This window comes from Burkholderia pseudomultivorans, assembly GCF_902499075.1.
GTDB classification, from domain to species: domain Bacteria; phylum Pseudomonadota; class Gammaproteobacteria; order Burkholderiales; family Burkholderiaceae; genus Burkholderia; species Burkholderia pseudomultivorans.
Genome location: NZ_CABVPP010000039.1, coordinates 1 through 25,916 on the forward strand (window position 1 = coordinate 1; position 25,916 = coordinate 25,916).

18 protein-coding genes are annotated in these 25,916 nt (G+C 65.7%); 12 read left to right on the forward strand and 6 right to left on the reverse strand.

Going from position 1 to position 25,916, the window contains the following annotated elements; all coding sequences use genetic code 11:
* The 6 genes from rluB to truB all read left to right on the forward strand — a co-directional run.
* Nucleotides 1–1,536, forward strand: a 1,536-nt coding sequence (rluB, locus tag BST28156_RS22615) for a 23S rRNA pseudouridine(2605) synthase RluB (RefSeq protein ID WP_174903412.1), incomplete at its 5' end; no start/stop codon positions are given.
* Nucleotides 1,537–1,987: 451 nt separating this feature from the next.
* Complete coding sequence (rimP, locus tag BST28156_RS22620) at nt 1,988–2,446, forward strand: ribosome maturation factor RimP (protein WP_009689829.1); 459 nt, start codon at nt 1,988–1,990, stop codon at nt 2,444–2,446.
* Nucleotides 2,446–3,921: a transcription termination factor NusA gene (gene nusA, locus BST28156_RS22625; RefSeq protein WP_009689830.1), complete on the forward strand. Its 1,476-nt coding sequence runs from the start codon at nt 2,446–2,448 to the stop codon at nt 3,919–3,921. The genes rimP and nusA overlap by 1 nt, the downstream gene beginning before the upstream one ends.
* Before the next feature lie 91 nt (nt 3,922–4,012).
* On the forward strand, nt 4,013–6,934 hold the full coding sequence (gene infB, locus BST28156_RS22630) for a translation initiation factor IF-2 (protein WP_040127247.1): 2,922 nt from the start codon (nt 4,013–4,015) through the stop codon (nt 6,932–6,934).
* A 118-nt stretch (nt 6,935–7,052) separates the two neighbouring features.
* Nucleotides 7,053–7,451: a 30S ribosome-binding factor RbfA gene (gene rbfA / locus BST28156_RS22635; RefSeq protein ID WP_040128845.1), complete on the forward strand. Its 399-nt coding sequence runs from the start codon at nt 7,053–7,055 to the stop codon at nt 7,449–7,451.
* 13 nt (nt 7,452–7,464) lie between these two features.
* Nucleotides 7,465–8,394 (forward strand): tRNA pseudouridine(55) synthase TruB, encoded by a 930-nt coding sequence (gene truB / locus BST28156_RS22640; protein WP_009694674.1) that lies wholly within the window; start codon nt 7,465–7,467, stop codon nt 8,392–8,394.
* A 92-nt stretch (nt 8,395–8,486) separates the two neighbouring features.
* Here truB and BST28156_RS22645 read toward each other — a convergent pair whose 3' ends face one another.
* From BST28156_RS22645 to BST28156_RS22660, 4 genes are all read right to left on the reverse strand, one after another.
* Nucleotides 8,487–10,046, reverse strand: coding sequence for a DHA2 family efflux MFS transporter permease subunit (locus BST28156_RS22645; RefSeq protein ID WP_040127249.1), 1,560 nt, complete (start codon nt 10,044–10,046; stop codon nt 8,487–8,489).
* A 28-nt stretch (nt 10,047–10,074) separates the two neighbouring features.
* Nucleotides 10,075–11,292, reverse strand: coding sequence for an EmrA/EmrK family multidrug efflux transporter periplasmic adaptor subunit (locus BST28156_RS22650; protein ID WP_174903413.1), 1,218 nt, complete (start codon nt 11,290–11,292; stop codon nt 10,075–10,077).
* A gap of 52 nt (nt 11,293–11,344) precedes the next feature.
* Complete coding sequence (locus BST28156_RS22655; RefSeq protein ID WP_060243636.1) at nt 11,345–12,841, reverse strand: efflux transporter outer membrane subunit; 1,497 nt, start codon at nt 12,839–12,841, stop codon at nt 11,345–11,347.
* A gap of 87 nt (nt 12,842–12,928) precedes the next feature.
* Entirely contained in the window at nt 12,929–13,423 is a 495-nt protein-coding gene (locus tag BST28156_RS22660; protein WP_060243638.1) for a MarR family winged helix-turn-helix transcriptional regulator, read from the reverse strand.
* 349 nt (nt 13,424–13,772) lie between these two features.
* Between BST28156_RS22660 and typA the strand changes: the two genes are divergently transcribed.
* The 6 genes from typA to BST28156_RS22690 all read left to right on the forward strand — a co-directional run bounded on the left by typA (nt 13,773) and on the right by BST28156_RS22690 (nt 23,465).
* Nucleotides 13,773–15,599 (forward strand): translational GTPase TypA, encoded by a 1,827-nt coding sequence (gene typA / locus BST28156_RS22665; protein WP_174903414.1) that lies wholly within the window; start codon nt 13,773–13,775, stop codon nt 15,597–15,599.
* 316 nt (nt 15,600–15,915) lie between these two features.
* Nucleotides 15,916–18,780: a 2-oxoglutarate dehydrogenase E1 component gene (locus BST28156_RS22670; protein ID WP_060243642.1), complete on the forward strand. Its 2,865-nt coding sequence runs from the start codon at nt 15,916–15,918 to the stop codon at nt 18,778–18,780.
* A 135-nt stretch (nt 18,781–18,915) separates the two neighbouring features.
* On the forward strand, nt 18,916–20,193 hold the full coding sequence (odhB, locus tag BST28156_RS22675) for a 2-oxoglutarate dehydrogenase complex dihydrolipoyllysine-residue succinyltransferase (RefSeq protein ID WP_059479264.1): 1,278 nt from the start codon (nt 18,916–18,918) through the stop codon (nt 20,191–20,193).
* 83 nt (nt 20,194–20,276) lie between these two features.
* Nucleotides 20,277–21,707, forward strand: a complete 1,431-nt coding sequence (lpdA, locus tag BST28156_RS22680; protein ID WP_060243646.1) for a dihydrolipoyl dehydrogenase — start codon at nt 20,277–20,279, stop codon at nt 21,705–21,707.
* 97 nt (nt 21,708–21,804) lie between these two features.
* The gene (gene zapE, locus BST28156_RS22685; RefSeq protein ID WP_059479266.1) at nt 21,805–22,902 is read left to right on the forward strand and encodes a cell division protein ZapE; all 1,098 of its coding nucleotides are present in this window, start codon (nt 21,805–21,807) and stop codon (nt 22,900–22,902) included.
* Nucleotides 22,903–23,045: 143 nt separating this feature from the next.
* Complete coding sequence (locus BST28156_RS22690; RefSeq protein WP_174903415.1) at nt 23,046–23,465, forward strand: transposase; 420 nt, start codon at nt 23,046–23,048, stop codon at nt 23,463–23,465.
* 102 nt (nt 23,466–23,567) lie between these two features.
* On the opposite strand, the gene BST28156_RS22695 is transcribed toward BST28156_RS22690, so the two are convergent.
* Both BST28156_RS22695 and BST28156_RS22700 read right to left on the reverse strand, forming a co-directional pair.
* Nucleotides 23,568–24,029 carry a DUF2147 domain-containing protein gene (locus tag BST28156_RS22695; protein ID WP_009689664.1) on the reverse strand — a complete coding sequence of 154 codons (462 nt, stop codon included), beginning with the start codon at nt 24,027–24,029 and terminating at the stop codon, nt 23,568–23,570.
* Between the two features lie 167 nt (nt 24,030–24,196).
* A complete protein-coding gene (locus tag BST28156_RS22700; RefSeq protein WP_174903416.1) occupies nt 24,197–25,882 on the reverse strand; it encodes a ShlB/FhaC/HecB family hemolysin secretion/activation protein in 1,686 nt (561 codons plus the stop codon).
* Between the last annotated feature and the right edge of the window lie 34 nt (nt 25,883–25,916).

A 25,916-nucleotide genomic window follows, 5' to 3' on the forward strand; every position in this document is an offset into this window, starting at 1 on the left:
CGCGCGGCGGCCAAGTCGAAGGGCGCCGAAGGCGCGCCGCAGGACGGCGAAAGCGCGGATGCGCCGCCGGCCGACGCCGCGCAGGCGCAACCCGCGCCGCGTGCGCCGCGCAAGGAAGGGGCGGCCCGGGAAGGCGCCGCCAAGGGCGGACGCGGCAAGGCGGCCGGCGGCAAGCGCGAGGGCGCGGCCGGCAGCAAGGGCGGCCAGGGCAAGCGCGGTGGCGCAGCGAAGGCCGAGGCTGGCGACGCGGCGCAGGACGATCTGTTCGCGTACGTGACGTCGCCGGCATTCGACGCGGACAACGCGGCAGCCGGCAGCGGCGTGCGCGCGCCGATGCTGCGTCGCGGTCGCGGCCAGCCGGCGAACAAGCGCGTGCTGTCGCCGGACGACGACGCGCCGAAGCTGCACAAGGTGCTGGCGGAAGCGGGCATGGGCTCGCGCCGCGAAATGGAAGAACTGATCATCGCCGGCCGCGTGTCGGTGAACGGCGAGCCGGCGCACATCGGCCAGCGCATCATGCCGACCGACCAGGTGCGGATCAACGGCAAGCCGGTCAAGCGCAAGCTGCCGAACAAGCCGCCGCGCGTGCTGCTGTATCACAAGCCGACGGGCGAAATCGTCAGCCATGCGGACCCGGAAGGGCGGCCGTCGGTGTTCGATCGCCTGCCGCCGATGAAGACGGCGAAATGGCTCGCGGTCGGCCGCCTCGACTTCAACACCGAAGGTCTGCTGATGCTGACGACGTCGGGCGACCTCGCGAACCGCTTCATGCATCCGCGCTACAGCGTCGAGCGCGAATACGCGGTGCGCGTCGTCGGCGAGCTGACCGAAGCGTCGCGACAGAAGCTGCTGCATGGGATCGAACTCGACGACGGCCCCGCGAACTTCCTGCGCATCCGCGACGGCGGCGGCGAAGGCACGAACCACTGGTATCACGTCGCGCTGGCCGAAGGCCGCAACCGCGAAGTGCGCCGGATGTTCGAGGCGGTCGGCCTGATGGTGAGCCGCCTGATCCGCACGCGTCACGGTCCGATTCCGCTGCCGCGCGGCCTGAAGCGCGGCCGCTGGGAAGAGCTCGACGAGGCGCAGGTGCGCAAGCTGATGGCGACCGTCGGCCTGAAGGCGCCGTCCGAGGAAAAGGGCCGGCGCGGTGGCGAAACCGAACGCCGCCAGCCCGATCCGATGCAGACCTCGATGGGCTTCATCAGCCGCGAACCCGTGCTGACCACGCATGGCCAGCTCGACCAGCCGCGTCGCGGCGGCCGGCGTGGTGCGCCGGGCGGTTTCCCGGGCCTGAGCGGCTACGGCAACCTGCCGGTTGCGCCGGGCGGCCACGGCGGTCGTCCGGGCGGTCGCGACGTCGACGGCAATCGCGCGTCGTACGGCGGCAACAAGCAGCGCGCCGGCGGCAAGGGTGGCGGCAAGGGCGGTAACGCCAACGGCAATCGCAATCCGAACGGCAATCGTGCGGAAGGCGGCAACGGCGGCGCACGCGGCGGCCAGCGGCCGCAGCGCAGCCGCTCGCGCGGCCGCTGAGCGTTCGCGCGGCCGCAAGCCCGCCGCGCCGGCGGAATCGGCCCGAATCGGGCTGCGTCGGCGCGACGCCTTGCGAATAAGCGAATCGAAGCTATATTGAAGCGCAGTCATGCCGACAAATGTCGGCATGACCGACGCCACGCAGTATTGTGTAGATTGCCGTTTCCGCAAGCGGGCGGCTTGGCGTTTCGACCATATGACGTTACACGAGCGACGGCCGTGCAGGCTGGCGCTTGGCGTTTACGGCGAAAAACGCTATAATCACAAAGTCGCTGGGCGTACGGATTTATGTGCGGCTCAGGTGCGACCAGGCAGTAAGGGAAGATGGGCGTTGCGCCCATTTTTTTTTGCTGAAACGGTTGGGCATCTCGGGTAGCGCTTCCTGCGCCGGCTAAGGCGCGCGCCCGCGGGTGAATCGCGAGCGGCGGGCGCGAACACCTGAGAGGACACAGTGCAACTGACGGAACTGATAGAAACCACGGTCACCGGGCTCGGATACGAGCTGGTGGATCTCGAGCGCACCGGGCGCGGCATGCTTTGCGTCTATATCGACCAGCCTGCCGGTATCTCGCTCGAAGATTGCGAAAAGGTCACGCGTCAGCTCCAGCACGTCTTGACGGTCGAAAACATCGATTACGAACGGCTCGAAGTCTCGTCTCCGGGGCTCGACCGCCCGTTGAAGAAGCTGGCCGACTTCGAGCGTTTCGCCGGCAGCGAAGTTTCCGTGACCTTGAAAAAGCCGCTGGACGGGCGCAAGACGTACCGGGGCATCCTGCACGCGCCGAATGGCGAAACGATCGGTTTGGAATTTGAGAGGAAGAAGGGCGAGGCGGCCATGCTGGATTTCACGCTGGCCGATATCGACAAAGCCCGCCTGATTCCGCACGTTGACTTTAGGAGCCGCAAATAATGAGTCGCGAAGTTTTGATGCTGGTGGATGCGCTGGCGCGCGAGAAAAACGTCGACAAGGATGTGGTGCTGGGCGCCCTCGAGGCTGCGCTCGCGTCCGCTTCCAAGAAGCTGTTCGACGAAGGCGCCGAAATCCGCGTCCATATCGATCGCGAAAGCGGCGAGCACGAAACCTTCCGTCGCTGGCTCGTCGTGCCCGACGAGGCGGGCTTGCAGGAGCCGGATCGCGAGATCCTGCTGTTCGAGGCGCGCGAGCAGAAGCCCGACGTCGAAGTCGGCGAATTCATCGAGGAACCTGTTCCGTCGATCGAGTTCGGTCGCATCGGCGCGCAGGCCGCGAAGCAGGTGATCCTGCAGAAGGTGCGCGACGCCGAGCGCGAGCAGATCCTGAACGACTACCTCGAGCGCGGCGAAAAGATCATGACGGGCACGGTGAAGCGCCTCGACAAGGGCAACTTCATCGTCGAATCGGGCCGTGTCGAAGCGCTGCTGCGCCGCGACCAGCTGATCCCGAAGGAAAACCTGCGCGTGGGCGACCGCGTGCGCGCATACATCGCGAAGGTCGACCGCACCGCGCGCGGCCCGCAGATCGAACTCTCGCGCACGGCGCCCGAGTTCCTGATGAAGCTGTTCGAGATGGAAGTGCCGGAGATCGAGCAGGGCCTGCTCGAGATCAAGGCGGCGGCGCGCGACCCGGGCGTGCGCGCGAAGATCGGCGTGATCGCGTACGACAAGCGGATCGATCCGATCGGCACCTGCGTCGGCATTCGCGGCTCGCGCGTGCAGGCCGTGCGCAACGAGCTCGGTGGCGAAAACATCGACATCGTGCTATGGTCCGAGGATCCCGCCCAGTTCGTGATCGGCGCGCTCGCGCCGGCAGCAGTCCAGTCGATCGTCGTCGATGAAGAAAAGCACTCGATGGACGTCGTGGTCGACGAGAACGAACTCGCCGTCGCGATCGGCCGTAGCGGCCAGAACGTTCGTCTTGCCAGCGAACTGACCGGCTGGCAGATCAACATCATGACCCCGGACGAGTCCGCCCTGAAGCAGGGCGAGGAGCGCGACCGGCTGCGTGCGCTGTTCATGGCGCGTCTCGACGTCGACGAAGAAGTTGCCGACATCCTGATCGACGAAGGCTTCACGAGCCTCGAAGAGATCGCTTACGTGCCGCTGAACGAAATGCTCGAGATCGAGGCGTTCGACGAGGACACCGTGCACGAGCTGCGCAATCGCGCCCGCGACGCGCTGCTGACGATGGCGATCGCGAACGAGGAAAAGGTCGAGAACGCAGCGCTGGATCTGAAGAGCCTCGACGGCGTGACGCCGGAGCTGCTCGCGAAACTTGCCGAACACGGCGTGGCCACGCGCGACGATCTCGCCGAGCTGGCCGTGGACGAACTGGTCGACATGACCGGGATGGAAGAGGATGCCGCTAAGGCGTTGATCATGAAAGCACGTGAACATTGGTTCCAGTGAGAAATGACCATGGCGCACTGATTTGATGGCGGCCGTATGGCCTGACCCGATGCTAACCGCAAGGAATCGGTCCTTGCACTAAGAGGAATGAATGGCGAGTAACAACGTAGCCCAATTTGCCGCGGAACTGAAAATGCCTGCTGGTGTGCTGCTCGAACAGCTGCAGGCAGCGGGCGTCCAGAAAGCGAGTGAAGACGATGCGCTGTCCGAGGCGGACAAGGCGCGTCTGCTCGATCATTTGCGCAAGTCGCACGGCGCGACCGATGGCGACAAGCGCAAGATCACGCTGACCCGCAAGCACACGTCGGAGATCAAGCAGTCCGACGCGACGGGCAAGGCTCGCACCATTCAGGTCGAGGTTCGCAAGAAGCGCACGTTCGTCAAGCGTGACGACGTGAGCGATGGTGCGGAACAGGGTCAGGCGCAGGTCGCCGAAGCGGACGACGATGCGGAACTGAAGCGTCGCGAGGAAGAGGCGCGCCGCGAGGCCGAGCTGCTCGAGAAGCAGGCTCAGGAACTGCGCGAGCGTCAGGAACGCCTCGAGCGCGAGGAAGCCGAACGCCGCGCCCGCGAGGAAGCGGCCGAGGCCGAGCGTCGTCGCGCCGAGGAAGAAGCGGCGGCGAAGCGTGCGGCGGCCGAAGCGGCAGCCGCGCAGCAGGCAGCAGCCAAGCAGGCCGCAGCGGCCGAGCAGGCAGCCGCGGCGCCGGCCGAATCCGCGCAGGACGAAGCACGCGCGGCCGCCGAACGGGCGGCCCAGCGCGAAGCGGCGAAGAAGGCCGAGGACGCAGCCCGCGAGGCGGCGGACAAGGCGCGCGCCGAGCAGGAAGAGATTCGCAAGCGTCGCGAGGCGGCGGAAGCCGAAGCGCGTGCGATCCGCGAAATGATGAACACGCCGCGCAAGGCCGTGGTCAAGGCAGTCGAGCCGCCGAAGCCGGCGGAGCCGGCCAAGCCGGCCGAGGCGAAGGGCACGCTGCACAAGCCGGCAAAGCCGGAAGGTGCACAGGCGCGTCCGGCGGCGAAGAAGCCGGCCGGCGCCGCAGCGCCGGCGACGACGCAGGCGCCGGCAGGCGCGGGCGACCGCAACAAGAAGCCGGGCGGCGGCAAGGGCGGCTGGCAGGACGACGCGTCGAAGCGCCGCGGCATCAAGACGCGCGGCGATTCGAGCGGCGGCGTCGACCGCGGCTGGCGCGGCGGCCCGAAGGGGCGCGGCCGTCACCAGGACAGCGGCTCGTCGTTCCAGGCGCCGACCGAACCGATCGTGCGCGAAGTGCACGTGCCGGAAACCATTTCGGTTGCCGATCTCGCGCACAAGATGTCGGTCAAGGCCTCTGAAGTCATCAAGGTGATGATGAAGATGGGCCAGATGGTCACGATCAACCAGGTGCTGGACCAGGAAACGGCGATGATCGTCGTCGAGGAACTGGGCCACCGTGCGGTCGCCGCGAAGCTGGACGATCCGGAAGCGCTGCTGGTCGAAGGCGAAGCGAGCACCGATGCGGAGCAGCTGCCGCGTCCGCCGGTCGTCACGGTGATGGGTCACGTCGACCACGGCAAGACCTCGCTGCTCGACTACATCCGTCGCGCGAAGGTCGCGGCCGGCGAAGCGGGCGGCATTACGCAGCACATCGGCGCGTATCACGTCGAAACGCCGCGCGGCGTCGTCACGTTCCTCGATACGCCGGGTCACGAGGCGTTCACGGCAATGCGTGCACGCGGCGCGAAGGCGACCGACATCGTGATTCTGGTGGTGGCGGCCGATGACGGCGTGATGCCGCAGACGAAGGAAGCGATCTCGCACGCGAAGGCGGGCGGGGTGCCGATCGTCGTCGCGATCAACAAGATCGACAAGCCGGAAGCGAACCCCGATCGCGTGAAGCAGGAATTGGTCGCGGAAGGCGTCGTGCCGGAAGAATACGGCGGCGATTCGCCGTTCGTGCCGGTGTCGGCGAAGACGGGCGCAGGGATCGACGATCTGCTCGAGAACGTGCTGCTGCAGGCCGAAGTGCTGGAACTGAAGGCACCGGTCGAGGCGCCGGCGAAGGGCATCGTGATCGAAGCGAAGCTCGACAAGGGCAAGGGCCCGGTCGCGACGATGCTGGTGCAGTCCGGTACGCTGAGCCGCGGCGACATCGTGCTGGCCGGCACGGCCTACGGCCGCGTGCGGGCGATGCTCGACGAAAACGGCAAGCCGACCAAGGAAGCCGGCCCGTCGATCCCGGTCGAAATCCAGGGTCTGTCGGAAGTGCCGGGCGCGGGCGAGGAAGTGATCGTGCTGCCGGACGAACGCAAGGCGCGTGAAATCGCATTGTTCCGTCAGGGCAAGTTCCGCGACGTGAAGCTGGCGAAGCAGCAGGCCGCGAAGCTGGAAAGCATGCTCGAGCAGATGGGCGAAGGCGAAGTGCAGAACCTGCCGCTCATCATCAAGGCCGACGTGCAGGGTTCGCAGGAAGCGCTGGTGCAGTCGCTGCTCAAGCTGTCGACCGACGAAGTCCGCGTGCAGATCGTGCACAGCGCGGTGGGCGGCATCAGCGAAAGCGACGTCAACCTCGCGACCGCGTCGAAGGCCGTCATCATCGGCTTCAACACGCGTGCGGATGCGCAGGCGCGCAAGCTGGCCGAAGCGAACGGCATCGATATCCGCTACTACAACATCATCTACGACGCAGTGGATGAGGTGAAGGCGGCCATGTCGGGCATGCTGGCGCCGGAGAAGCGCGAAGTCGTGACCGGCATGGTCGAGGTGCGCCAGGTGTTCAAGGTGCCGAAGGTCGGCACGGTGGCCGGCTGTATGGTCACGGACGGCATCGTCAAGCGCTCGTCGTCGGTGCGCGTGCTGCGCAACAACGTCGTGATCTTCACGGGCGAACTCGAATCGCTGAAGCGCTTCAAGGACGACGTGAAGGAAGTCAAGCAAGGCTTCGAGTGCGGCATGTCGGTGAAGAACTTCAACGACATCATCGAAGGCGACCAGTTCGAAGTCTTCGAAGTGACCGAAGTCGCGCGTACGCTGTAAGCATCGCGCATCGGCTCATGGGCGGGGCGGGCTTGGGCCTGTCCCGCCCATTTTTTCATGGGGGCGCGCCATGCCGGCGCGCCGCCGCCTTATCCTGATAAACGGTCAGGGATCGATCATGTCCAGGAAACGTACTTCTCCCAATCGCAACGTGCAGATCGCCGATCAGATTCAGCGCGATCTGTCCGAGCTCATCATGCGCGAGGTCAAGGATCCGCGCATCGGCATCGTGACCATCCAGAGCGTGGAGCTCACGCCGGATTACGCGCATGCGAAGGTGTATTTCACCGCGCTCACCGGCGATCCGACCGCGACGCAGGACGCGCTGAACCACGCATCGGGCCACCTGCACAACCTGCTGTTCAAGCGCCTGCACATCCACACGGTGCCGACGCTGCATTTCCATTACGACCAGACGATCGAGAAGGCCGTCGAGATGTCGCGCCTGATCAAGGAAGCCAACGCGACGCGCGCGAAGGACGACGACGAGGCCGACGCGCCGGCGAAGGACGACTGAGCGCATCCGGCCCATGACGACTGCATCCCAACGTCCGCGCGTGCCGCGCCGCGCGCTGGACGGCGTGCTCCTGCTCGACAAGCCGGTCGGCCTGTCGAGCAACGACGCGCTGATTCGCGCGAAGCGCCTGTATCTCGCGAAGAAGGCCGGTCACACCGGTACGCTCGACCCGCTCGCATCGGGCCTGCTGCCGCTGTGCTTTGGCGAGGCGACGAAGTTCTCGCAGGATCTGCTCGAAGCCGACAAGACCTATGAAGCGACGATGCGGCTCGGCGTGCGCACCGCGACCGGCGATGCCGAAGGCGAGGTGCTCGACACGCGGCCGGTCGAATGCGACCGCGCGGCCGTGGAAGCGGAGCTCGCGCGCTTTACCGGCGAGATCGTGCAGGTGCCGCCGATGTATTCGGCGCTCAAGCGCGACGGCAAGCCGCTGTACGAATATGCGCGCGCCGGCCAGACGGTCGAGCGCGAAGGCCGCCACGTGACGATCCATGCGCTCGACCTGCTCGCGTGCGCGCTGCCCGATGTCACGTTTCGCGTGACCTGCAGCAAGGGCACGTACGTGCGCACGCTGGCGGAGGATCTCGGCGAGGCGCTCGGCTGCGGCGCGCATCTGACGATGCTGCGTCGTACGGGCGTCGGCGCGCTGACGCTCGAGCATGCGGTCACGCTCGACGCATTGTCCGACGCCGATGCGGCGGCGCGCGACGCGTGGCTCCAGCCGGTCGACGCGCTGCTGTCGACCTTCCCGCTGGTTCGTCTCGACGACGTGTGCGCGAAGCGGTTCCTGCACGGCCAGCGTCTGCCGCTGTCCGCGCTCGATCCGGTCGATGCGGCCGACGGCGCGCGCGTGCGCGTCTACGACGCGACGCGGCTGCTCGGCGTCGCGCGCAAGGCCAACGGCGTGCTCGCGCCGGAGCGGCTCGTCGTCACGGCGGAGTAATGCGGGCGCGCGACAGCGTGCCGTTGAAACGAAAAAAAGCCCGGTCGAAGCCGGGCTTTTTGCTTTTTGCTCGATGCGCTCGCGCGCGACGCTCAGTGTGCGGCCGATGCCGCCGCCCCCGCATCGCCGCCGCCCGCGCGTTCGGGCTTCGTGATCCAGATCAGCGCGATCAGCAGCACGAAGATCGCCGCCGAGATGTAGAAGAGATCATTCACGCCGAGCTGCGCGGCCTGCTGCGTGGCCATGTTGTTGATCAGGCCGTGCGCCTGGTCGCGCGTGAGCCCGAGGTTGCCCATCTGCGTGACGGCCTGGTTGAACGTCGGGTTGTACGGGTTCGTCTGCTCGACCAGTTGCGCGTGATGGAAGTTGTTGCGGTGGTCCCACGCGGTCTGGAAGATCGACGTGCCGATGCCGCCGCACATGATCCGCACGAAGTTCGACAGGCCCGACGCCGCCGGGATGCGGTGGCCGGGCAGGCCGGACAGCGTGATCGATACGAGCGGAATGAAGAAGCCGGCCATCGCGATGCCCTGCACGAGCGTCGGCAGCGTCAGCGACCATTCGTCGACCCCGGTCGTGTAGCGCGAACGCATCCAGAAGCACAGCGCGAACGTCAGGAACGCGGCGGTCGCGATGTAGCGCGGATCGGTGCGCGGCAGGAACTTGCCGGTCAGCGGCGACAGCAGGATCGCGAACAGCCCGACCGGCGCCATCACGAGGCCGGCGTCGGTCGCCGTGTAGCCGATCTGCGTCTGCAGCCACAGCGGCAGCAGCACGAGATTGCCGAAGTAGAGGCCATAGCCGACCGCCAGCGCGATCGTGCCGCCGGTGAAGTTGCGCCGGCGGAACAGCGACAGGTCGACGACCGGGTGCTCGGCGGTCAGCTCCCAGATCACGAAGAACGCGAACGAGATGATCGCGATCAGCGCGAGCGCGACGATCGTCGTCGACGCGAACCAGTCCAGATCCTTGCCCTTGTCGAGCATGATCTGCAGCGAGCCGACCCACAGCACGAGCAGCGCGAGGCCGACGCCGTCGATCGGCGCGCGGCGCACCGTCGATTCGCGCTGGCGGTAGATCGACCATGTCGCGAGCGCGGCGGCGATGCCGACCGGGATGTTCACGTAGAAGATCCACGGCCACGAGTAGTTGTCCGAGATCCAGCCGCCGAGGATCGGGCCCGCGACCGGCGCGATCAGCGTCGTCATCGACCACAGCGCGAGCGCCATCGGCGCTTTCGCGCGCGGATAGCTCGACAGCAGCAGCGATTGCGACAGCGGGATCATCGGCCCGGCGACCGCGCCCTGGATCACGCGCGACGCGAGCAGGAACGGCAGGTTCGGCGACAGCCCGCACATCCACGACGAGATCACGAACAGGATGATCGACGCGAGGAACAGGCGGACCTGTCCGATGCGGTCGGTCAGCCAGCCTGTCAGCGGCACGGAGATCGCGTTCGCGACCGCGAACGACGTGATGACCCACGTGCCCTGGTCCGACGACACGCCGAGGTCGCCCGAGATGGTCGGGATCGCGACGTTCGCGATCGACGTGTCGAGCACGTTCATGAACACGGCGAGCGACACCGCGATCGTCCCGATCACGAGTTGCCCGCCCTGCAAGGGCGGGTGAGAGACAGGAGCCTGTGCCATGTCGTTTGTCTTTCCGGTGTCGGAACGGTTACATCATCTTCGCGACGCTGCTCTGCTTCGCGGCGGCCGGCGCCGGCGCGTTGCCGCCCGCGTTCTCGGCGATGATGCGGGAGATCTCGGCGTCGGCTTCGTCGCCGTACTTCGCGAACACGTTGGTCTCGTAGACGGTGTTCGGCACGTTGACGAGCTGGTCGCCGCGTTCGTCCTTGATGTTCACGTCGACCTGCATCGACAGGCCAATGCGCAGCGGATGCTTGTCGAGGTCCTTCGGATCGAGCTCGATACGCACCGGCAGGCGCTGCACGACCTTGATCCAGTTGCCCGTCGCGTTCTGCGCGGGCAGCAGCGAGAACGCGGAGCCCGTGCCGGCCGAGAAGCCGACGACCTTGCCGTGATAGACGACCGACGAGCCGTAGATGTCGGCCGTCAGCTCGACCGGTTGGCCGATGCGCATGTGCTTGAGCTGGACTTCCTTGAAGTTCGCGTCGACCCACACCGCGTTCAGCGGCACGACCGACATCAGCGGCGTGCCCGGCGACACGCGCTGGCCGACCTGCACCGAGCGCTTCGCGACGTAGCCGGTGACCGGCGCCGGCAGCGTGTTGCGTGCGTTCGCGAGATAGGCGTCACGCACCTTCGCGGCGGCGGCGAGCACGTTCGGGTGCGATGCGATGGTCGTGTTCGCGGTCAGCGCGCGGTTCGACGCGAGCTGCTGCTGCGCGGCGTCCACCGATGCCTGCGCGGCGCGCACCGCATCGCGGGCGTGCGAGATTTCTTCCTGCGACACCGCGCCCGTCTGCGCGACGGCCATGCGGCGGCGCAGATCGTCCTCGGCCTTCGACAGGTCCGACTGGCGCAGCGCGACCTGCGCGCGGTACTGGTCGTCGTTGACGAACAGGCCGCGCACCTGGCGCACCGTCTGCGCGAGATTCGCTTCGGCCTGCTGCAGCGCGACCTGCGAATCGGCCGGGTCGAGCACGACGAGCGGGTCGCCGGCCTTGACCGTCTGCGTGTCGTCGGCCTTCACCGCGATCACGGTGCCGGTGACCTGCGGCGTGATCTGCACGACGTTGCCGTTCACGTAGGCATCGTCGGTTTCCTCGTGGAAGCGCGCGACGAGGAAGTAGTACAGGCCATACGCAATGGCCGCGATCAGGATGACCACGACGAGCAGCGTCATCATCCGTTTGCGCTTGCCGTTATTCTGCGGCTGGGCGCTGGCGGCGTTTTGTTGAGGGTCGCTCATGGCGATTTTCTCCGTCCGTTATTTCGAGTGTCTGCGTAGTGGTGGCGCCGGTTCAGTTGGCGGCCTGTTTGGTGGGCTTCGCGGCGTCGGGCGCGGCGAGCGGCGTGCCGGTCGCGTCGAATCCGCCGCCGAGCGCCTTGATCAGCGCGAGCTGCATGTCGCGCCGGCGCATCTTCAGGTTGGTCACCGTCTGCTCGGAGGCGAGGCGGTTGCTGTCCGCGGTCAGCACTTGCAGCTGCGGCGACAGGCCGGCCTTGTAGCGGATCACGGCAAGATCGTACGCGCGCGTCGATGCGTCGAGCGCACGCTGCGCGTCGTCCATCTGGCGATCGATCGCGCGGATCGACGCGACCTGCGTCGCGACGTCGTTCAGCGCGCTGATCAGCGTCTGGTTGTAGTTCGCGACCGACAGGTCGAAGTCGGCGTAACGGCCCTTGAGCTGCGCGCGCAAGGCGCCGGCGTCGAAGATCGGCAGATGGATCGCCGGGCCGAACTGCGCCTGGCGGCTCGCGAAGTTCAGGAATTTGCCCCAGCCGAACGCATCGAAGCCGAAGCCGGCCGCGAGGTTCACGTCGGGGAAGAATTCGGCCTTCGCTTCCTTCACGTCGTGCATCGCGGCCTCGACCTGCCAGCGCGCGGCGACGATGTCCGGGCGGCGCGACACGAGGTCGGCCGGAATATTGCCGGGCAGCGCGACGTCGCCGCCCGGGCTCAGCACCGGCGCGGCGATCTGCAGCCCGCGATCCGGACCCTTGCCGAGCAGCGCGGCGAGCTGGTAGCGCACCGTCGTGATCTGGCCGTCGAGGTCGGACAGCGACGCTTGGGTCGTCGCGATATTGCCGCGCGCGGTCTGGCGCTCGACGTTGGTGTCGAGGCCGGCCGATACGCGCCCGTCGGTGATCTTGCCGACCGTCTGGCGGTTGGCGATCTCGCGTTGCGCGATGTCGCGCAGCGCGTAGAGCTGCGCGAGCGAGTTGTAGGTGCGCGCGACCGACGACGCGAGCGTGATGCGCGCCTGCTGCATGTCGGCTTCGGCGGCCTTTTCCTGCGACACGGCGGTGTGCAGGCGCTCGCGGTTCTTGCCCCACAGGTCGAGTTCCCACGACGCGCTCGCGAGCACGTTGTTCTCGCTGTACCACTGGCCGCCGTACGGCGGCGGGAACAGCGCGTTCGACGAATACAGCTCGCGGGTCCAGGAGTAGCTGGCTTCGGCCTTCGGCAGCAGGTTCGCGCGCGACGACTCGATATACGACGAGGCCTTCGCGAGGCGCGCCTGCGCCTGCGCGATCGACGGGTTGCCCTCGAGCGCTTCGTCGATCAGCTTCGGCAGCTGCGGATCGCCGAACTGGCTCGCCCAGTCGAGCGACGGCCATTGGCCGCCCTGGGCGGGCAGGCTCTGGGCGGTTTCGAATTGCGACGCGGGGGCGATCTGCTTGTCGCTCTTGATGCCGATGTAGTTGGCGCAGCCCGCCAGCGCCAGCGCGGCGACCGCGGCGGCGACGGCGGCGCGGCACGACCCGGCGCGCGCGGACAACGGAGAGGATTTCATCGCGCTGATCCCTGACTCGGAATGAATGATGGACACTGCAAGGATTTCCTTACATTAATCTGTCAAAAGTAATTGTTATGGCAATCATTACGTGACGCTACCGCCGGCCACCTCGCAATAGTTGCTGAGAATACGGCGCAGCATGCTTTTCAGAAATCCGACTTCTTCCGGCGTAAATCCGTCCAGCAGCTGGTCGAGCACGCTGCGGAAGATCGGCGGCAGCCGCTCGGCCAGCGCGCGGCCTTCGTCGGTCAGCTCGAGGCGCACGACGCGGCGGTCCTCGATGCTGCGCACGCGCGACAGCAGCCCGCGTTTCTCGACGCGATCGAGCAGGCGCGTAACGGCGCTCGCGTCGATCCCGTATTCGCGGGCGAGCTCGGCGGCCGTCGAGCACTTGCCGACCGCGATCATGAACAGCATGCTCGCCTGCGTGCCCGTGATGCCGAGCTCTTCCTGCGTGCGCTGCGTGACGAGGTTGGTCATCAACGACTTCACGCGCGACATCAGGTAGCCGACGCTGTCGTTCATTTGATATGAGGACAGCACCGAAGCGGGCGACTGGGAAGAAGAAGGATCCGGCATAAAACGCTGAAGCTGCAATAGTTGACTAGGCAGCAGTATAGGCACAATTGCTTGCCGCGGCAAATGTTAATCGAACGGATGACGGCGCGCTGTGCAGCCCGAAATCCCCTTGTCGTTGCAAGGGTCTTTTGCCGAATGGCGATGGAATCGGGCGTGGATCGAGCGGTACACGGGGAGGGCGGATCGACCGGGGACAGGCCGGGAACGGCGCGTGTATTGTTGCGTTGCAACGGAACGGCCGGCTCTCGACATTCGCCCGTGCTATAATTTCAGGCTTCCAAGCTGCAACGGCGCACGCGCGTGAAAACGGGCGGGCGCGTTTGCGCGTTCAATCGATTTCCAGGTTTCTATGACCCGCGCCCTTCGCAATATCGCCATCATCGCCCACGTCGACCACGGCAAGACCACGCTCGTCGACCAACTGCTCCGCCAGTCCGGTACCTTCCGCGAGAACCAGCAGATTGCCGAGCGGGTGATGGACTCGAACGACATCGAAAAAGAGCGCGGGATCACGATTCTCGCGAAGAACTGCGCGGTCGAATACGAAGGCACGCACATCAACATCGTCGACACGCCGGGGCACGCCGACTTCGGCGGCGAAGTGGAGCGCGTGCTGTCGATGGTCGACTCGGTGCTGCTGCTGGTCGACGCCGTCGAAGGCCCGATGCCGCAGACGCGCTTCGTCACGAAGAAGGCGCTCGCGCTCGGCCTGAAGCCGATCGTCGTCATCAACAAGATCGACCGTCCGGGCGCGCGGATCGACTGGGTCATCAACCAGACCTTCGACCTGTTCGACAAGCTCGGCGCGACCGAAGAGCAGCTCGACTTCCCGATCGTCTACGCGTCGGGCCTGAACGGCTATGCGTCGCTCGATCCGGCGACGCGCGAAGGCGACATGCGCCCGCTGTTCGAGGCGATCCTCAAGCACGTGCCGGTTCGCCCGGCCGATCCGGACGCGCCGCTGCAGCTCCAGATCACGTCGCTCGACTATTCGACCTACGTCGGCCGGATCGGCGTCGGCCGCATCACGCGCGGCCGCATCAAGCCGGGCCAGCCGGTCGTGATGCGCTTCGGCCCGGAAGGCGACGTGCTGAACCGCAAGATCAACCAGGTGCTGTCGTTCAAGGGTCTGGAACGCGTGCAGGTCGACTCGGCCGAAGCGGGCGACATCGTGCTGATCAACGGTATCGAGGATGTCGGCATCGGCGCGACGATCTGCGCGGCGGACACGCCCGAGGCGCTGCCGATGATCACCGTCGACGAGCCGACGCTGACGATGAACTTCCTCGTCAACTCGTCGCCGCTCGCCGGCCGTGAAGGCAAGTTCGTGACGAGCCGCCAGATCCGCGACCGTCTGATGAAGGAACTGAACCACAACGTCGCGCTGCGCGTGCGCGATACCGGCGACGAAACGGTGTTCGAAGTGTCCGGTCGCGGCGAACTGCACCTGACGATCCTCGTCGAGAACATGCGCCGCGAAGGCTACGAGCTGGCCGTGTCGCGTCCGCGCGTGGTGATGCAGGAAATCGACGGCGTGAAGCACGAGCCGTACGAACTGCTGACGGTCGACGTCGAGGACGAGCACCAGGGCGGCGTGATGGAGGAACTCGGCCGCCGCAAGGGCGAAATGCTCGACATGGCGTCGGACGGCCGCGGCCGCACGCGTCTGGAATACAAGATCTCGGCGCGCGGCCTGATCGGCTTCCAGAGCGAATTCCTGACGCTCACGCGCGGCACGGGCCTGATGAGCCACATTTTCGATTCGTACGCGCCGGTCAAGGACGGCTCGGTCGGCGAGCGCCGCAACGGCGTGCTGATCTCGCAGGACGACGGCGCAGCGGTGGCCTACGCGCTGTGGAAGCTGCAGGATCGCGGCCGCATGTTCGTGAAGCCGGGCGATGCGCTTTACGAGGGCATGATCATCGGCATCCACAGCCGCGACAACGACCTCGTCGTGAACCCGATCAAGGGCAAGCAGCTGACCAACGTGCGCGCGTCGGGCACCGACGAAGCGGTGCGTCTGGTGCCGCCGGTCCAGATGTCGCTCGAATACGCGGTCGAGTTCATCGACGACGACGAACTGGTCGAGGTGACGCCGCAGTCGATCCGCCTGCGCAAGCGCTTCCTGAAGGAGCACGAGCGTCGCCGCGCAAGCCGCGAAGGCGCAGTCGACTGAGCATTCCGCCCGGTCGACGCAGCACGGAAAAAGCCGCCTGCGGGCGGCTTTTTTTGCGCCTGCAGCAAGCGTGCGCGAGGCGTGCAAAACAATGTTTCCGTTACGCGCGGCAATCCGGCAAAACCCCGTCGCGCGGTGCTTTCAGCCGTATTTCACCGTGAACTTCGGTATCGGTTCTGTGATATGCTGCGCGCACGCAAGTTTTAGGTCCTTCCAAGCAAGACTTGATTCGCAATCCGCTAAACGGTCAGGCCGTGTCGCGGAAGGTTGAGCAACCCGCTATTTCTCGAGAAGCTCGAAGAAAGGTGAGCGTAAAATGTCAGATGTCATGAAGCAGTTTCAGCTGAACTCCTATTTGTTCGGCGGCAATGCTTCGTACGTAGAAGAACTGTACGATGCATATCTCGATAATCCGGCGTCAGTGCCCGAGAACTGGCGAGAGTATTTCGACGCGTTGCAGAACGTTCCTGCAACGGACGGTTCGAACGCCAACGACGTGGCGCATCACCCGATCGTCGAATCGTTCGCCCAGCGCGCCAAGGCCAATGCCTTCATCCCGCGCGAAAGCGGCACCAATCTGGCTACTGCGCGCAAGCAGGTCCACGTCCAGTCCCTCATCAGCGCCTACCGCTTCCTCGGCTCGCAATGGGCCAATCTCGATCCGCTGAAGCGCCGCGAGCGTCCCGCCATCCCCGAGCTCGAACCTGCGTTCTACGACTTCTCCGAGGCCGACCTCGACCAGACGTTCAGCGCGAGCAACCTGTATTTCGGCTTCGACCAGGCTTCGCTGCGCGACATCGTCAAGGGTCTGCGCGACACGTATTGCGGCACGATCGGCGCCGAGTACATGTACATCAGCGATCCGGAACAGAAGCGCTGGTGGCAGGAGCGCCTCGAGTCGACCCGCGCGACGCCGTCGTTCTCGGCTGACGAGAAGAAGCACATCCTGAATCGCCTGACGGCTGCGGAAGGCCTCGAGCGCTATCTGCACACCAAGTACGTCGGCCAGAAGCGCTTCTCGCTCGAAGGCGGCGAAAGCTTCATCGCGGCGATGGACGAAGTCGTCCAGCACGCGGGCAAGAAGGGCGTGCAGGAAATCGTCATCGGCATGGCCCACCGCGGCCGCCTGAACGTGCTCGTGAACACGCTCGGCAAGATGCCGGCGGACCTGTTCGCCGAATTCGAAGGCAAGCACGTCGACGACCTGCCGGCCGGCGACGTGAAGTACCACAAGGGCTTCTCGTCGGACGTGTCGACCGAAGGCGGCCCGGTCCACCTGTCGCTCGCGTTCAACCCATCGCACCTCGAAATCGTCAACCCGGTGGTCGAAGGTTCGGCGAAGGCGCGGATGGACCGTCGCGGCGACGAAGACGGCCTGCAGGTGCTGCCGGTGCAGATCCACGGCGACGCGGCCTTCGCGGGCCAGGGCGTCGTGATGGAAACGCTGAACCTCGCGCAGACGCGCGGTTACGGCACGCACGGTACGCTGCACATCGTCATCAACAACCAGATCGGCTTCACGACGTCCGACCCGCGCGACGCGCGCTCGACGCTGTACTGTACCGACGTCGTCAAGATGATCGAGGCGCCGGTGCTGCACGTGAACGGCGACGATCCGGAAGCCGTGGTCCTCGCGACGCAGATCGCGATCGACTACCGGATGCAGTTCCACAAGGATGTCGTGATCGACATCGTCTGCTTCCGCAAGCTGGGTCACAACGAGCAGGACACGCCGGCGGTCACGCAGCCGCTGATGTACAAGAAGATCGCGCAGCACCCGGGCACCCGTGCGCTGTACGCCGAGAAGCTCGTGCAGCAGGGCGTGATCACCGCGGAAGACGCCGACGGCTACGTGAAGGCGTACCGCAAGGCGATGGACGACGGCCATCACACGGTCGATCCGGTCCTGTCGAACTACAAGAGCAAGTACGCGGTCGACTGGGTGCCGTTCCTGAACCGCAAGTGGACGGACGCAGCCGATACGGCCGTGCCGCTCGCCGAACTGAAGCGCCTCGGCGAACGCATCACGACGATCCCGGAAAACTTCAAGGTCCACCCGCTCGTCGAGCGCGTGATCAACGACCGCCGCAACATGGCGCGCGGCGACCAGCCGCTCGACTGGGGCATGGGCGAACACCTGGCATTCGCGTCGCTCGTCGCATCGGGCTACTCGGTGCGCCTGACGGGCCAGGACTCGGGCCGCGGCACGTTCACGCACCGTCACGCGGTGCTGCACGACCAGAACCGCGAGCGCTGGAATGACGGCACGTACGTGCCGCTGCAGAACATCGCGGAAGGCCAGGCGAAGTTCACGGTGATCGACTCGGTGCTGTCGGAAGAAGCGGTGCTGGGCTTCGAATACGGCTACTCGACCGCCGAGCCGAACACGCTCGTGCTGTGGGAAGCGCAGTTCGGCGACTTCGTCAACGGCGCGCAGGTCGTGATCGACCAGTTCATCTCGTCGGGCGAAGTGAAGTGGGGCCGCGTGTCGGGCCTGACGATGCTGCTGCCGCACGGCTACGAAGGCCAGGGTCCGGAGCACTCGTCGACCCGCATCGAGCGCTTCCTGCAACTGTGCGCGGACCACAACATGCAGGTCGTCCAGCCGACGACGCCGGCGCAGATCTTCCACCTGCTGCGTCGCCAGATGATCCGCCTGTTCCGCAAGCCGCTGATCGTCGCGACGCCGAAGTCGCTGCTGCGTCACAAGGAAGCGGTGTCGGACCTGTCGGAACTCGCGAAGGGTTCGTTCCAGCCGGTGCTGGGCGAAACCGACGGCGGCATCGACGCGAAGAAGGTCAAGCGCGTGCTGGTCTGCTCGGGCCGCGTGTACTACGACCTCGTCGCGCATCGCCGCGAAGCGAAGGCGAACGACGTCGCGATCATCCGTATCGAACAGCTGTATCCGTTCGCGCACAAGCAGTTCGAAGCTGAAATGAAGAAGTACGAGAACGCGACGGAAGTGGTCTGGGTGCAGGACGAGCCGCAGAACCAGGGCCCCTGGTTCTACGTCGAGCACCACCTGAAGGAAGGCATGAAGGAAGGACAGAAGCTGGCATACAGCGGTCGTCCGGCTTCGGCCTCGCCGGCGGTCGGCTACTACGCGAAGCACTACGAGCAGCAGAAGGCCCTGATCGAAGGTGCTTTCGGCCGCCTGAAGAGCGCATCGATCGCGAAATAATCGACGGAAGCGAAACGGGAGCGCGCATCGCGCTTTCCCGTTTCCTTCGGCCCGCCGGGCGCGTCGCGCGCCGCATCGGCCGAAGGAAACGCACGAATCTCGTCATTACCCAGATTAAGCATCCAGGAAAATCACATGGCTATCGTAGAAGTCAAAGTCCCCCAGCTTTCGGAGTCGGTTTCGGAAGCCACCATGCTGCAGTGGAAGAAGAAGCCGGGCGAAGCAGTCGCGCAGGACGAAATCCTGATCGAACTCGAGACCGATAAGGTCGTGCTCGAAGTGCCGGCGCCGGCCGCGGGCGTGCTCGCGCAAGTGCTGCAGAACGACGGTGACACGGTGGTCGCCGATCAGGTGATCGCGACGATCGACACCGAAGCGAAGGCAGGCGCGGCCGAAGCAGCGGCAGGCGCAGCCGAAGTCAAGCCGGCTGCCGCACCCGCGGCAGCGCCGGCACCGGCCGCCCAGCCGGCCGTCGCGGCCACCGCGTCGTCGGGCACCGCCTCGCCGGCCGCAGCGAAGCTGCTGGCCGAGAAGGGCCTGTCCGCAGGCGACGTCGCCGGCTCGGGCCGCGACGGCCGCGTGACCAAGGGCGACGCGCTCGCCGCCGGCAGCGCGCCGAAGGCCGCTCCGGCCGCCGCACCGGCGAAGGCCGCTGCGAAGCCGTCGCTGCCGGAAGTGAAGGTCCCGGCGTCGGCGACGACCTGGCTCAACGACCGTCCGGAACAGCGCGTGCCGATGTCGCGCCTGCGTGCACGTATCGCCGAGCGTCTGCTCGAGTCGCAGCAGACCAACGCGATCCTGACGACGTTCAACGAAGTCAACATGCAGCCGGTCATGGACCTGCGCGCGAAGTACAAGGACAAGTTCGAGAAGGAACATGGCGTGAAGCTCGGCTTCATGTCGTTCTTCGTGAAGGCGGCCGTGCACGCGCTGAAGAAGTTCCCGCTCGTGAACGCGTCGATCGACGGTAACGACATCGTCTACCACGGCTACTTCGACATCGGTATCGCCGTCGGCTCGCCGCGCGGCCTGGTCGTGCCGATCCTGCGCAATGCGGACCAGCTGAGCCTTGCCGAGATCGAGAAGAAGATCGCCGAATTCGGTCAGAAGGCGAAGGACGGCAAGCTGTCGATCGAGGAAATGACGGGCGGTACGTTCTCGATCTCGAACGGCGGCGTGTTCGGCTCGATGCTGTCGACCCCGATCATCAACCCGCCGCAGTCGGCGATCCTCGGCGTGCACGCGACGAAGGACCGCGCGGTGGTCGAGAACGGCCAGATCGTGATCCGTCCGATCAACTACCTCGCGTTGTCGTACGACCACCGCATCATCGACGGTCGCGAAGCCGTGCTGTCGCTCGTCGCGATGAAGGATGCGCTGGAAGATCCGGCCCGCCTGCTGCTCGACCTGTAAGCCGAGTCTCACCGCATTGACCCGCTCCGCACGGGCGCGCGCCACCGCGCGCCCGTGCGGACGCACAAGAAGAAAGGATTGCCATGTCCAAGGAATTTGACGTCGTCGTGATCGGCGCCGGCCCCGGCGGCTACATCGCCGCGATCCGCGCCGCGCAACTGGGCAAGACCGTTGCCTGTATCGAGAAGTGGAAGAACCCGGCCGGCGCGCTGAAGCTCGGCGGCACCTGCCTGAACGTCGGCTGCATCCCGTCGAAGGCGCTGCTGGCCTCGTCGGAAGAATTCGAGAACGCGTCGCACCACCTCGCCGACCACGGCATCACCGTCGACGGCGTGAAGATCGACGTCGCGAAGATGCTCGGCCGCAAGGATGCGATCGTCGAGAAGATGACGAGCGGGATCGAGTTCCTGTTCAAGAAGAACAAGATCACCTGGCTGAAGGGCCACGGCAAGTTCACCGGCAAGACCGACGCCGGCGTACAGATCGAAGTGAGCGGCGAAGGCGAGACCGAAGTCGTCACCGCGAAGAACGTGATCATCGCGACGGGCTCGAAGGCGCGTCATCTGCCGGGCATCCCGGTCGACAACAAGATCGTGTCGGACAACGAAGGTGCGCTGACGTTCGACTCGGTGCCGAAGAAGCTTGCCGTGATCGGCGCGGGCGTGATCGGTCTCGAGCTCGGTTCGGTGTGGCGCCGCCTCGGCGCCGACGTGACGGTGCTCGAAGCGCTGCCGGCATTCCTCGGCGCGGCGGACGAAGCGCTCGCGAAGGAAGCGGCGAAGCTGTTCAAGAAGCAGGGTCTCGACATCCATCTCGGCGTGAAGATCGGCGAAGTGAAGACGACCGCCGACGGCGTGTCGATCGCCTACACCGACAAGGACGGCAACGCGCAGACGCTCGACGCCGACCGCCTGATCGTGTCGGTCGGCCGCGTGCCGAACACCGACAACCTCGGCCTCGAGGCGATCGGCCTGAAGGCGAACGAGCGCGGCTTCATCGACGTCGACGACCACTGCCGCACGGCGGTGCCGAACGTCTACGCGATCGGCGACGTGGTGCGCGGCCCGATGCTCGCGCACAAGGCGGAAGACGAAGGCGTGCTGGTCGCGGAAGTGATCGACGGCCAGAAGCCGCACATCGACTACAACTGCATTCCGTGGGTGATCTACACGTACCCGGAAATCGCGTGGGTCGGCAAGACGGAGCAGCAGCTGAAGGCGGAAGGCCGCGAGATCAAGTCGGGCAAGTTCCCGTTCTCGATCAACGGCCGCGCGCTCGGCATGAACGCACCGGACGGTTTCGTGAAGATGATCGCGGACGCGAAGACCGACGAGCTGCTCGGCGTGCACGTGATCGGCGCGAACGCGTCGGACCTGATCGCGGAAGCCGTGGTGGCGATGGAATTCAAGGCGGCGTCGGAAGACATCGCCCGCATCTGCCATCCGCACCCGTCGATGTCGGAAGTGATGCGCGAAGCGGCGCTCGCCGTCGACAAGCGCTCGCTGAACAGCTGAGCGCGCGATAGCGCCGGCCGGCCGGCGGCCGGCGCAGCCGTCTCATGACGAGGGCGGGCGGGGTTTCCCGCTCGCCTTCGTTTTTTATGGTTTGCCGATGAACGTCACCGAATACTACACGCGCGAACTGACCACGCGCGGCTATCAGTCCGATCCCGCGCAGCGCGCAGCCGTCGATCGTCTGCAGCAATGCTTCGACGAGTGGGTCGCGTACAAGGCGCGCCGCTCGAACGCGTTCAAGAAGCTCATCAATCATCCGGACCTGCCGCGCGGCGTCTACATGTGGGGCGGCGTCGGGCGTGGCAAGAGCTTCCTGATGGACAGCTTCTACGCGGTCGTGCCCGTGCAGCGCAAGACGCGCCTGCATTTCCACGAATTCATGCGCGAGGTGCACCGGGAGCTGGAGGAACTGAAAGGGCAGGCCGATCCGCTCGACGAACTCGCGCGACGCATCGCGAAGCGCTACCGGCTGATCTGCTTCGACGAGTTCCACGTGTCGGACATCGCCGACGCGATGATCCTGTACCGGCTGCTCGACCGCCTGTTTACGAACGGCGTGCAGTTCGTGATGACGTCCAACTACGATCCCGACGATTTGTACCCGGACGGCCTGCATCGCGACCGCATGCTGCCGGCGATCGCGCTGATCAAGGAAAAGCTCGATGTACTGAACGTCGACGCCGGTGTCGATTACCGGCAGCGCACGCTCGCGCAGGTGCAGATGTATCACACGCCGCTCGGCGCGGAAGCCGATCGCGAACTGCGCCATGCATTCGCGAAGCTCGCCGCGGTGCCCGACGAGAGCCCGATCCTGCATATCGAGAAGCGCGAACTGAAGGCGCTGCGCAAGGCCGACGGCGTGGTCTGGTTCGACTTCGCGACGCTGTGCGGCGGCCCGCGCTCGCAGAACGACTATCTCGAACTGGCGAGCCGCTTCCATGCGATCGTGCTGTCCGAGGTGCCGCAGATGTCGCCGCGGATGGCGTCCGAGGCGCGCCGCTTCACCTGGCTGATCGACGTGCTGTACGACCACAAGGTCAAGCTGCTGATGTCCGCGGCGGTGCCGGCCGAGCAGTTGTACGTCGAAGGCCCGATGGCCAACGAATTCGCACGCACGGTGTCGCGGATCGTCGAGATGCAGTCGAAGGAATATCTCGAAACGCCGCGGCGGATTGTCGATACGTCGCTGACCTGAGTGCCGATCGCGCCGGATCGCCGCATTGAAAGATCAAATCCGGTCAAATTAGCGCGATTTCGGCGAATTTTCAGATTTGTCTTATATTCATCGCGGGGGCGAGTCGATATCGTTTGTCATGGTTATTAAGGCTGGAGAGGTCCATGACACCGTATCGCGAATTGACCGACCACGAGTGGCGCAGCGTTGCGCCGCTCCTGCCGGAGATGCAGCCGCGCACCGAGTTGCGCGGCCGGCCGCTGGCCAATACGCGCGCCGTGCTGAATGGCGTGCTGTGGGTGATCTACAGCGGCGCGACGTGGTCGGCGATGCCGCGTCGCTACCCTTCGTACCAGACCTGCCATCGCCGTTTCAAGGCATGGCACGACACGGGCGCGTTAATGCGCGTGATGCACGAGCTGTATGGCGATGCCGGCGTGAGTCTGTGCACCGCGGTATCTGCGCGAATGCGCAAGCACGCGCCGTCGAAAGCGGCAGACGCGCGCTGCCCGGCGGCGCCCGGCTATCGCACGTCGGGCGCTTCGGGCACTTATCGCACGAACGCGCTGAAGCACGCGGCCTGATGCGGGTCGTTTCCGTTCCACTGCCCGCGAAAAGAAAATCGGCCTGACGACGGTGTCGCAGGCCGATTTTTTATTGCACGCCGCGGGGCGATGAACCCGGCTTTACTGCTGGCGAACCCAGGTCTGCGAGCGGCCCAGCAGCGAGACGCCGATGTAGCCGCGCACGACCAGCTTCTGGCCGCCGTCTTCCAGCGTCATCTTGCACTTGTAGACCTTGCCGTTCTCGGGATCGAGGATGTTGCCGCCGTCCCAGTGGTCGCCGTCCTTCTTCATCGCCTTGATGATCGTCATGCCCTTGATGAGCTGGTCCTTGCGCTCGTCCGTGCAGGCAGTGCAGCGGCGGTCGGGCGTGTCGTTCGGGCCGAGGCCCTTGACCACCTTGCCGGACAACGAGCCGTCGCCGTCGTCGCTGATCTGCACGAGCGCCTTCGGTTGATGGGTGTTGTCGTCGATGGTCTGCCACATGCCGACCGGGCTGTCGGCTTGCGCGAAGGTGGGCGCGGCACAGGCGAGCAGGGTGCCGGCTACGGCCATTGCGCGCAGCGGGCGGATCAGTTGCATCATTGTCATCCTCCTTGTTTCTCGTGTCGTGTTCGATTGCCCGCACGACCGTCTGCATGGGGCGGTGGCTTGTTGCGAGCTTCGCCAGAATACGTGAAATGGCGCCCGACGTTTGATAGAGGGGACTCTAATCGAAACAGCCCGCTGTCAGGCGGGCTGTCCGGAGACGATCAGTTCAACTGATACGAGAAGGCGGCGTTCACGCGCGGGCTGCGCGACGCGCTTTCGACGGGCGCATCGCCGACCGGCTTCGCGACGGACAGGTCGAGGCTGTAGTAACGGCTGTCCGTGAGCCGCACCCCGAGGCCGACCGACGACAGTCGGTTCGGCAGCGGCGTGCCGGCATGCAGGTACACGCGCGCCATGTCGTAGGCGATATACGGCGTAACCGATTTCAGGTAAGTCCAGCCCGGCGAGAATGCGCGATTGACCTCCAGCGACATCCCCCATCCCGAATCGCCCGAGGTCTCGCCCGGTTGGTAGCCGAGCGCATAGCGCGTCGAGCCGAACGAGATCTGTTCCGAGGTCGGCAGCGAGTCGGGGCTGTATTGCCCGGTGAGCGAGATCGACGTGCCGATCCGGAACGGCCATTCGTTGGTCTGCGTGAAGGTCGCGCCGGTGCGCACGAAGGTCAGCGAGACCGGGTCGGCATACGTCGTCGCGACGCCGTTGCTCATGCCGACCTGCGATTTCGATGCGCCGAGGATATCGAACGCCTTGGCGACGTTGACGCTCAGCTTGCGCACCTGTTTCGGCTGGACGCTCGTGTAGTCGAGCTGCAGTTGCAGCACGCGCACCTGCGACCGGTTGTCGAGCGTGGCGCCGGTGATCTGGTTCTGGTAGTTGTCCTCGTTGTGCGACGCATAGCCGGACACCGTGCCGAGCAGGCTGCGCTGGTTGTTCAGCAACAGCGGATAGGAGGCCGAAAGACCGAGCTTCTCGTTCTTGACGGTACGCTGGATGTACGACGGCAGCCCGGGGTTGTCGGTCGGCTTGCCGCGGTACGTGCTGGCGTCGACGCGCGTGACGAGGCCGCTGCTGCCGACGGGCACCGAGCCGCTGAACGCGACGTAGGTCTGCTTGTCGCGTCCCGGCGGCGCGAGCGCGGAGATGCTCAGTTGCTCGCCGAACGACGTGAGGCCGTTTTCGGTCGCGGTGATGAGGCCCTGGACGCCCGGGTGATTGAAATCGATACCGGTACTGATATTGAACGGCTTGCGGTCGACGGCGAGCTCGAGGGTCGTCGCGCCGTCGGTCGTCTGCGGCGGCGGCACGTTGGCTTTCACGCTGACGCCGGGCAGCAGGCCGAACGTATTGACGTAGCGTTCGAACGTCGCGCGACGCAGCGGACGATCGGCCGTGATGTGCGCGGCGATCGCGCGAATCTTCGATTCCATCGCGCCGGGCTTGCCGGTGACCTTCACGTCCGACACATAGCCTTCGACGACCGTGACGCGCACGACGCCGTTCTCGAAGGTCTGCGCGGGAATGAACGCGAACGACAGCGCGTAGCCGCGATCCTGGTACAGCTTCGTCACGCCGTTGGCCGTCTCGATCAGCTCGCCGATCGTGATGTCCTTGCCGACGAGCGGTGTGAAGCGACGCGAGATCTCGTCGAACGGCACCGACTTCACGCCTTCGACCTGAAACGTCGTCGGCGTCAGGTGACGCGACAGCAGCTCCTGCAACTGCGGCGCCTGCGGTGCGACCTGCACGGTCACGTTCGGGCCGGTTTTCGGAGCGTTGATCTGGGGGAGGGAATCGAGCGGATTGCCCGCGACGCGCGTTTGCGCATGGGCGGTGCCTGCTGCCGCGACGGCGAGCAGCAGCATCCATCTGTCGAGTCTGGATTTCATTGTTTTTCCTCGTAGGCCTTGCTTTCTCGTCTTC

What these genes read in the sequence shown, in the direction of transcription:
- typA (WP_174903414.1), top strand. Translation starts at nt 13,773, where the DNA reads ATGACCCGCGCCCTTCGCAATATCGCCATCATCGCCCACGTCGACCAC.
- truB (WP_009694674.1), top strand. Translation starts at nt 7,465, where the DNA reads ATGACGACTGCATCCCAACGTCCGCGCGTGCCGCGCCGCGCGCTGGAC.
- BST28156_RS22645 (WP_040127249.1), bottom strand. Translation starts at nt 10,046, where the DNA reads ATGGCACAGGCTCCTGTCTCTCACCCGCCCTTGCAGGGCGGGCAACTC.
- lpdA (WP_060243646.1), top strand. Translation starts at nt 20,277, where the DNA reads ATGTCCAAGGAATTTGACGTCGTCGTGATCGGCGCCGGCCCCGGCGGC.
- BST28156_RS22650 (WP_174903413.1), bottom strand. Translation starts at nt 11,292, where the DNA reads ATGAGCGACCCTCAACAAAACGCCGCCAGCGCCCAGCCGCAGAATAAC.
- BST28156_RS22690 (WP_174903415.1), top strand. Translation starts at nt 23,046, where the DNA reads ATGACACCGTATCGCGAATTGACCGACCACGAGTGGCGCAGCGTTGCG.
- BST28156_RS22670 (WP_060243642.1), top strand. Translation starts at nt 15,916, where the DNA reads ATGTCAGATGTCATGAAGCAGTTTCAGCTGAACTCCTATTTGTTCGGC.
- BST28156_RS22695 (WP_009689664.1), bottom strand. Translation starts at nt 24,029, where the DNA reads ATGATGCAACTGATCCGCCCGCTGCGCGCAATGGCCGTAGCCGGCACC.
- nusA (WP_009689830.1), top strand. Translation starts at nt 2,446, where the DNA reads ATGAGTCGCGAAGTTTTGATGCTGGTGGATGCGCTGGCGCGCGAGAAA.
- infB (WP_040127247.1), top strand. Translation starts at nt 4,013, where the DNA reads ATGGCGAGTAACAACGTAGCCCAATTTGCCGCGGAACTGAAAATGCCT.
- rbfA (WP_040128845.1), top strand. Translation starts at nt 7,053, where the DNA reads ATGTCCAGGAAACGTACTTCTCCCAATCGCAACGTGCAGATCGCCGAT.
- BST28156_RS22700 (WP_174903416.1), bottom strand. Translation starts at nt 25,882, where the DNA reads ATGAAATCCAGACTCGACAGATGGATGCTGCTGCTCGCCGTCGCGGCA.
- BST28156_RS22660 (WP_060243638.1), bottom strand. Translation starts at nt 13,423, where the DNA reads ATGCCGGATCCTTCTTCTTCCCAGTCGCCCGCTTCGGTGCTGTCCTCA.
- zapE (WP_059479266.1), top strand. Translation starts at nt 21,805, where the DNA reads ATGAACGTCACCGAATACTACACGCGCGAACTGACCACGCGCGGCTAT.
- BST28156_RS22655 (WP_060243636.1), bottom strand. Translation starts at nt 12,841, where the DNA reads ATGAAATCCTCTCCGTTGTCCGCGCGCGCCGGGTCGTGCCGCGCCGCC.
- odhB (WP_059479264.1), top strand. Translation starts at nt 18,916, where the DNA reads ATGGCTATCGTAGAAGTCAAAGTCCCCCAGCTTTCGGAGTCGGTTTCG.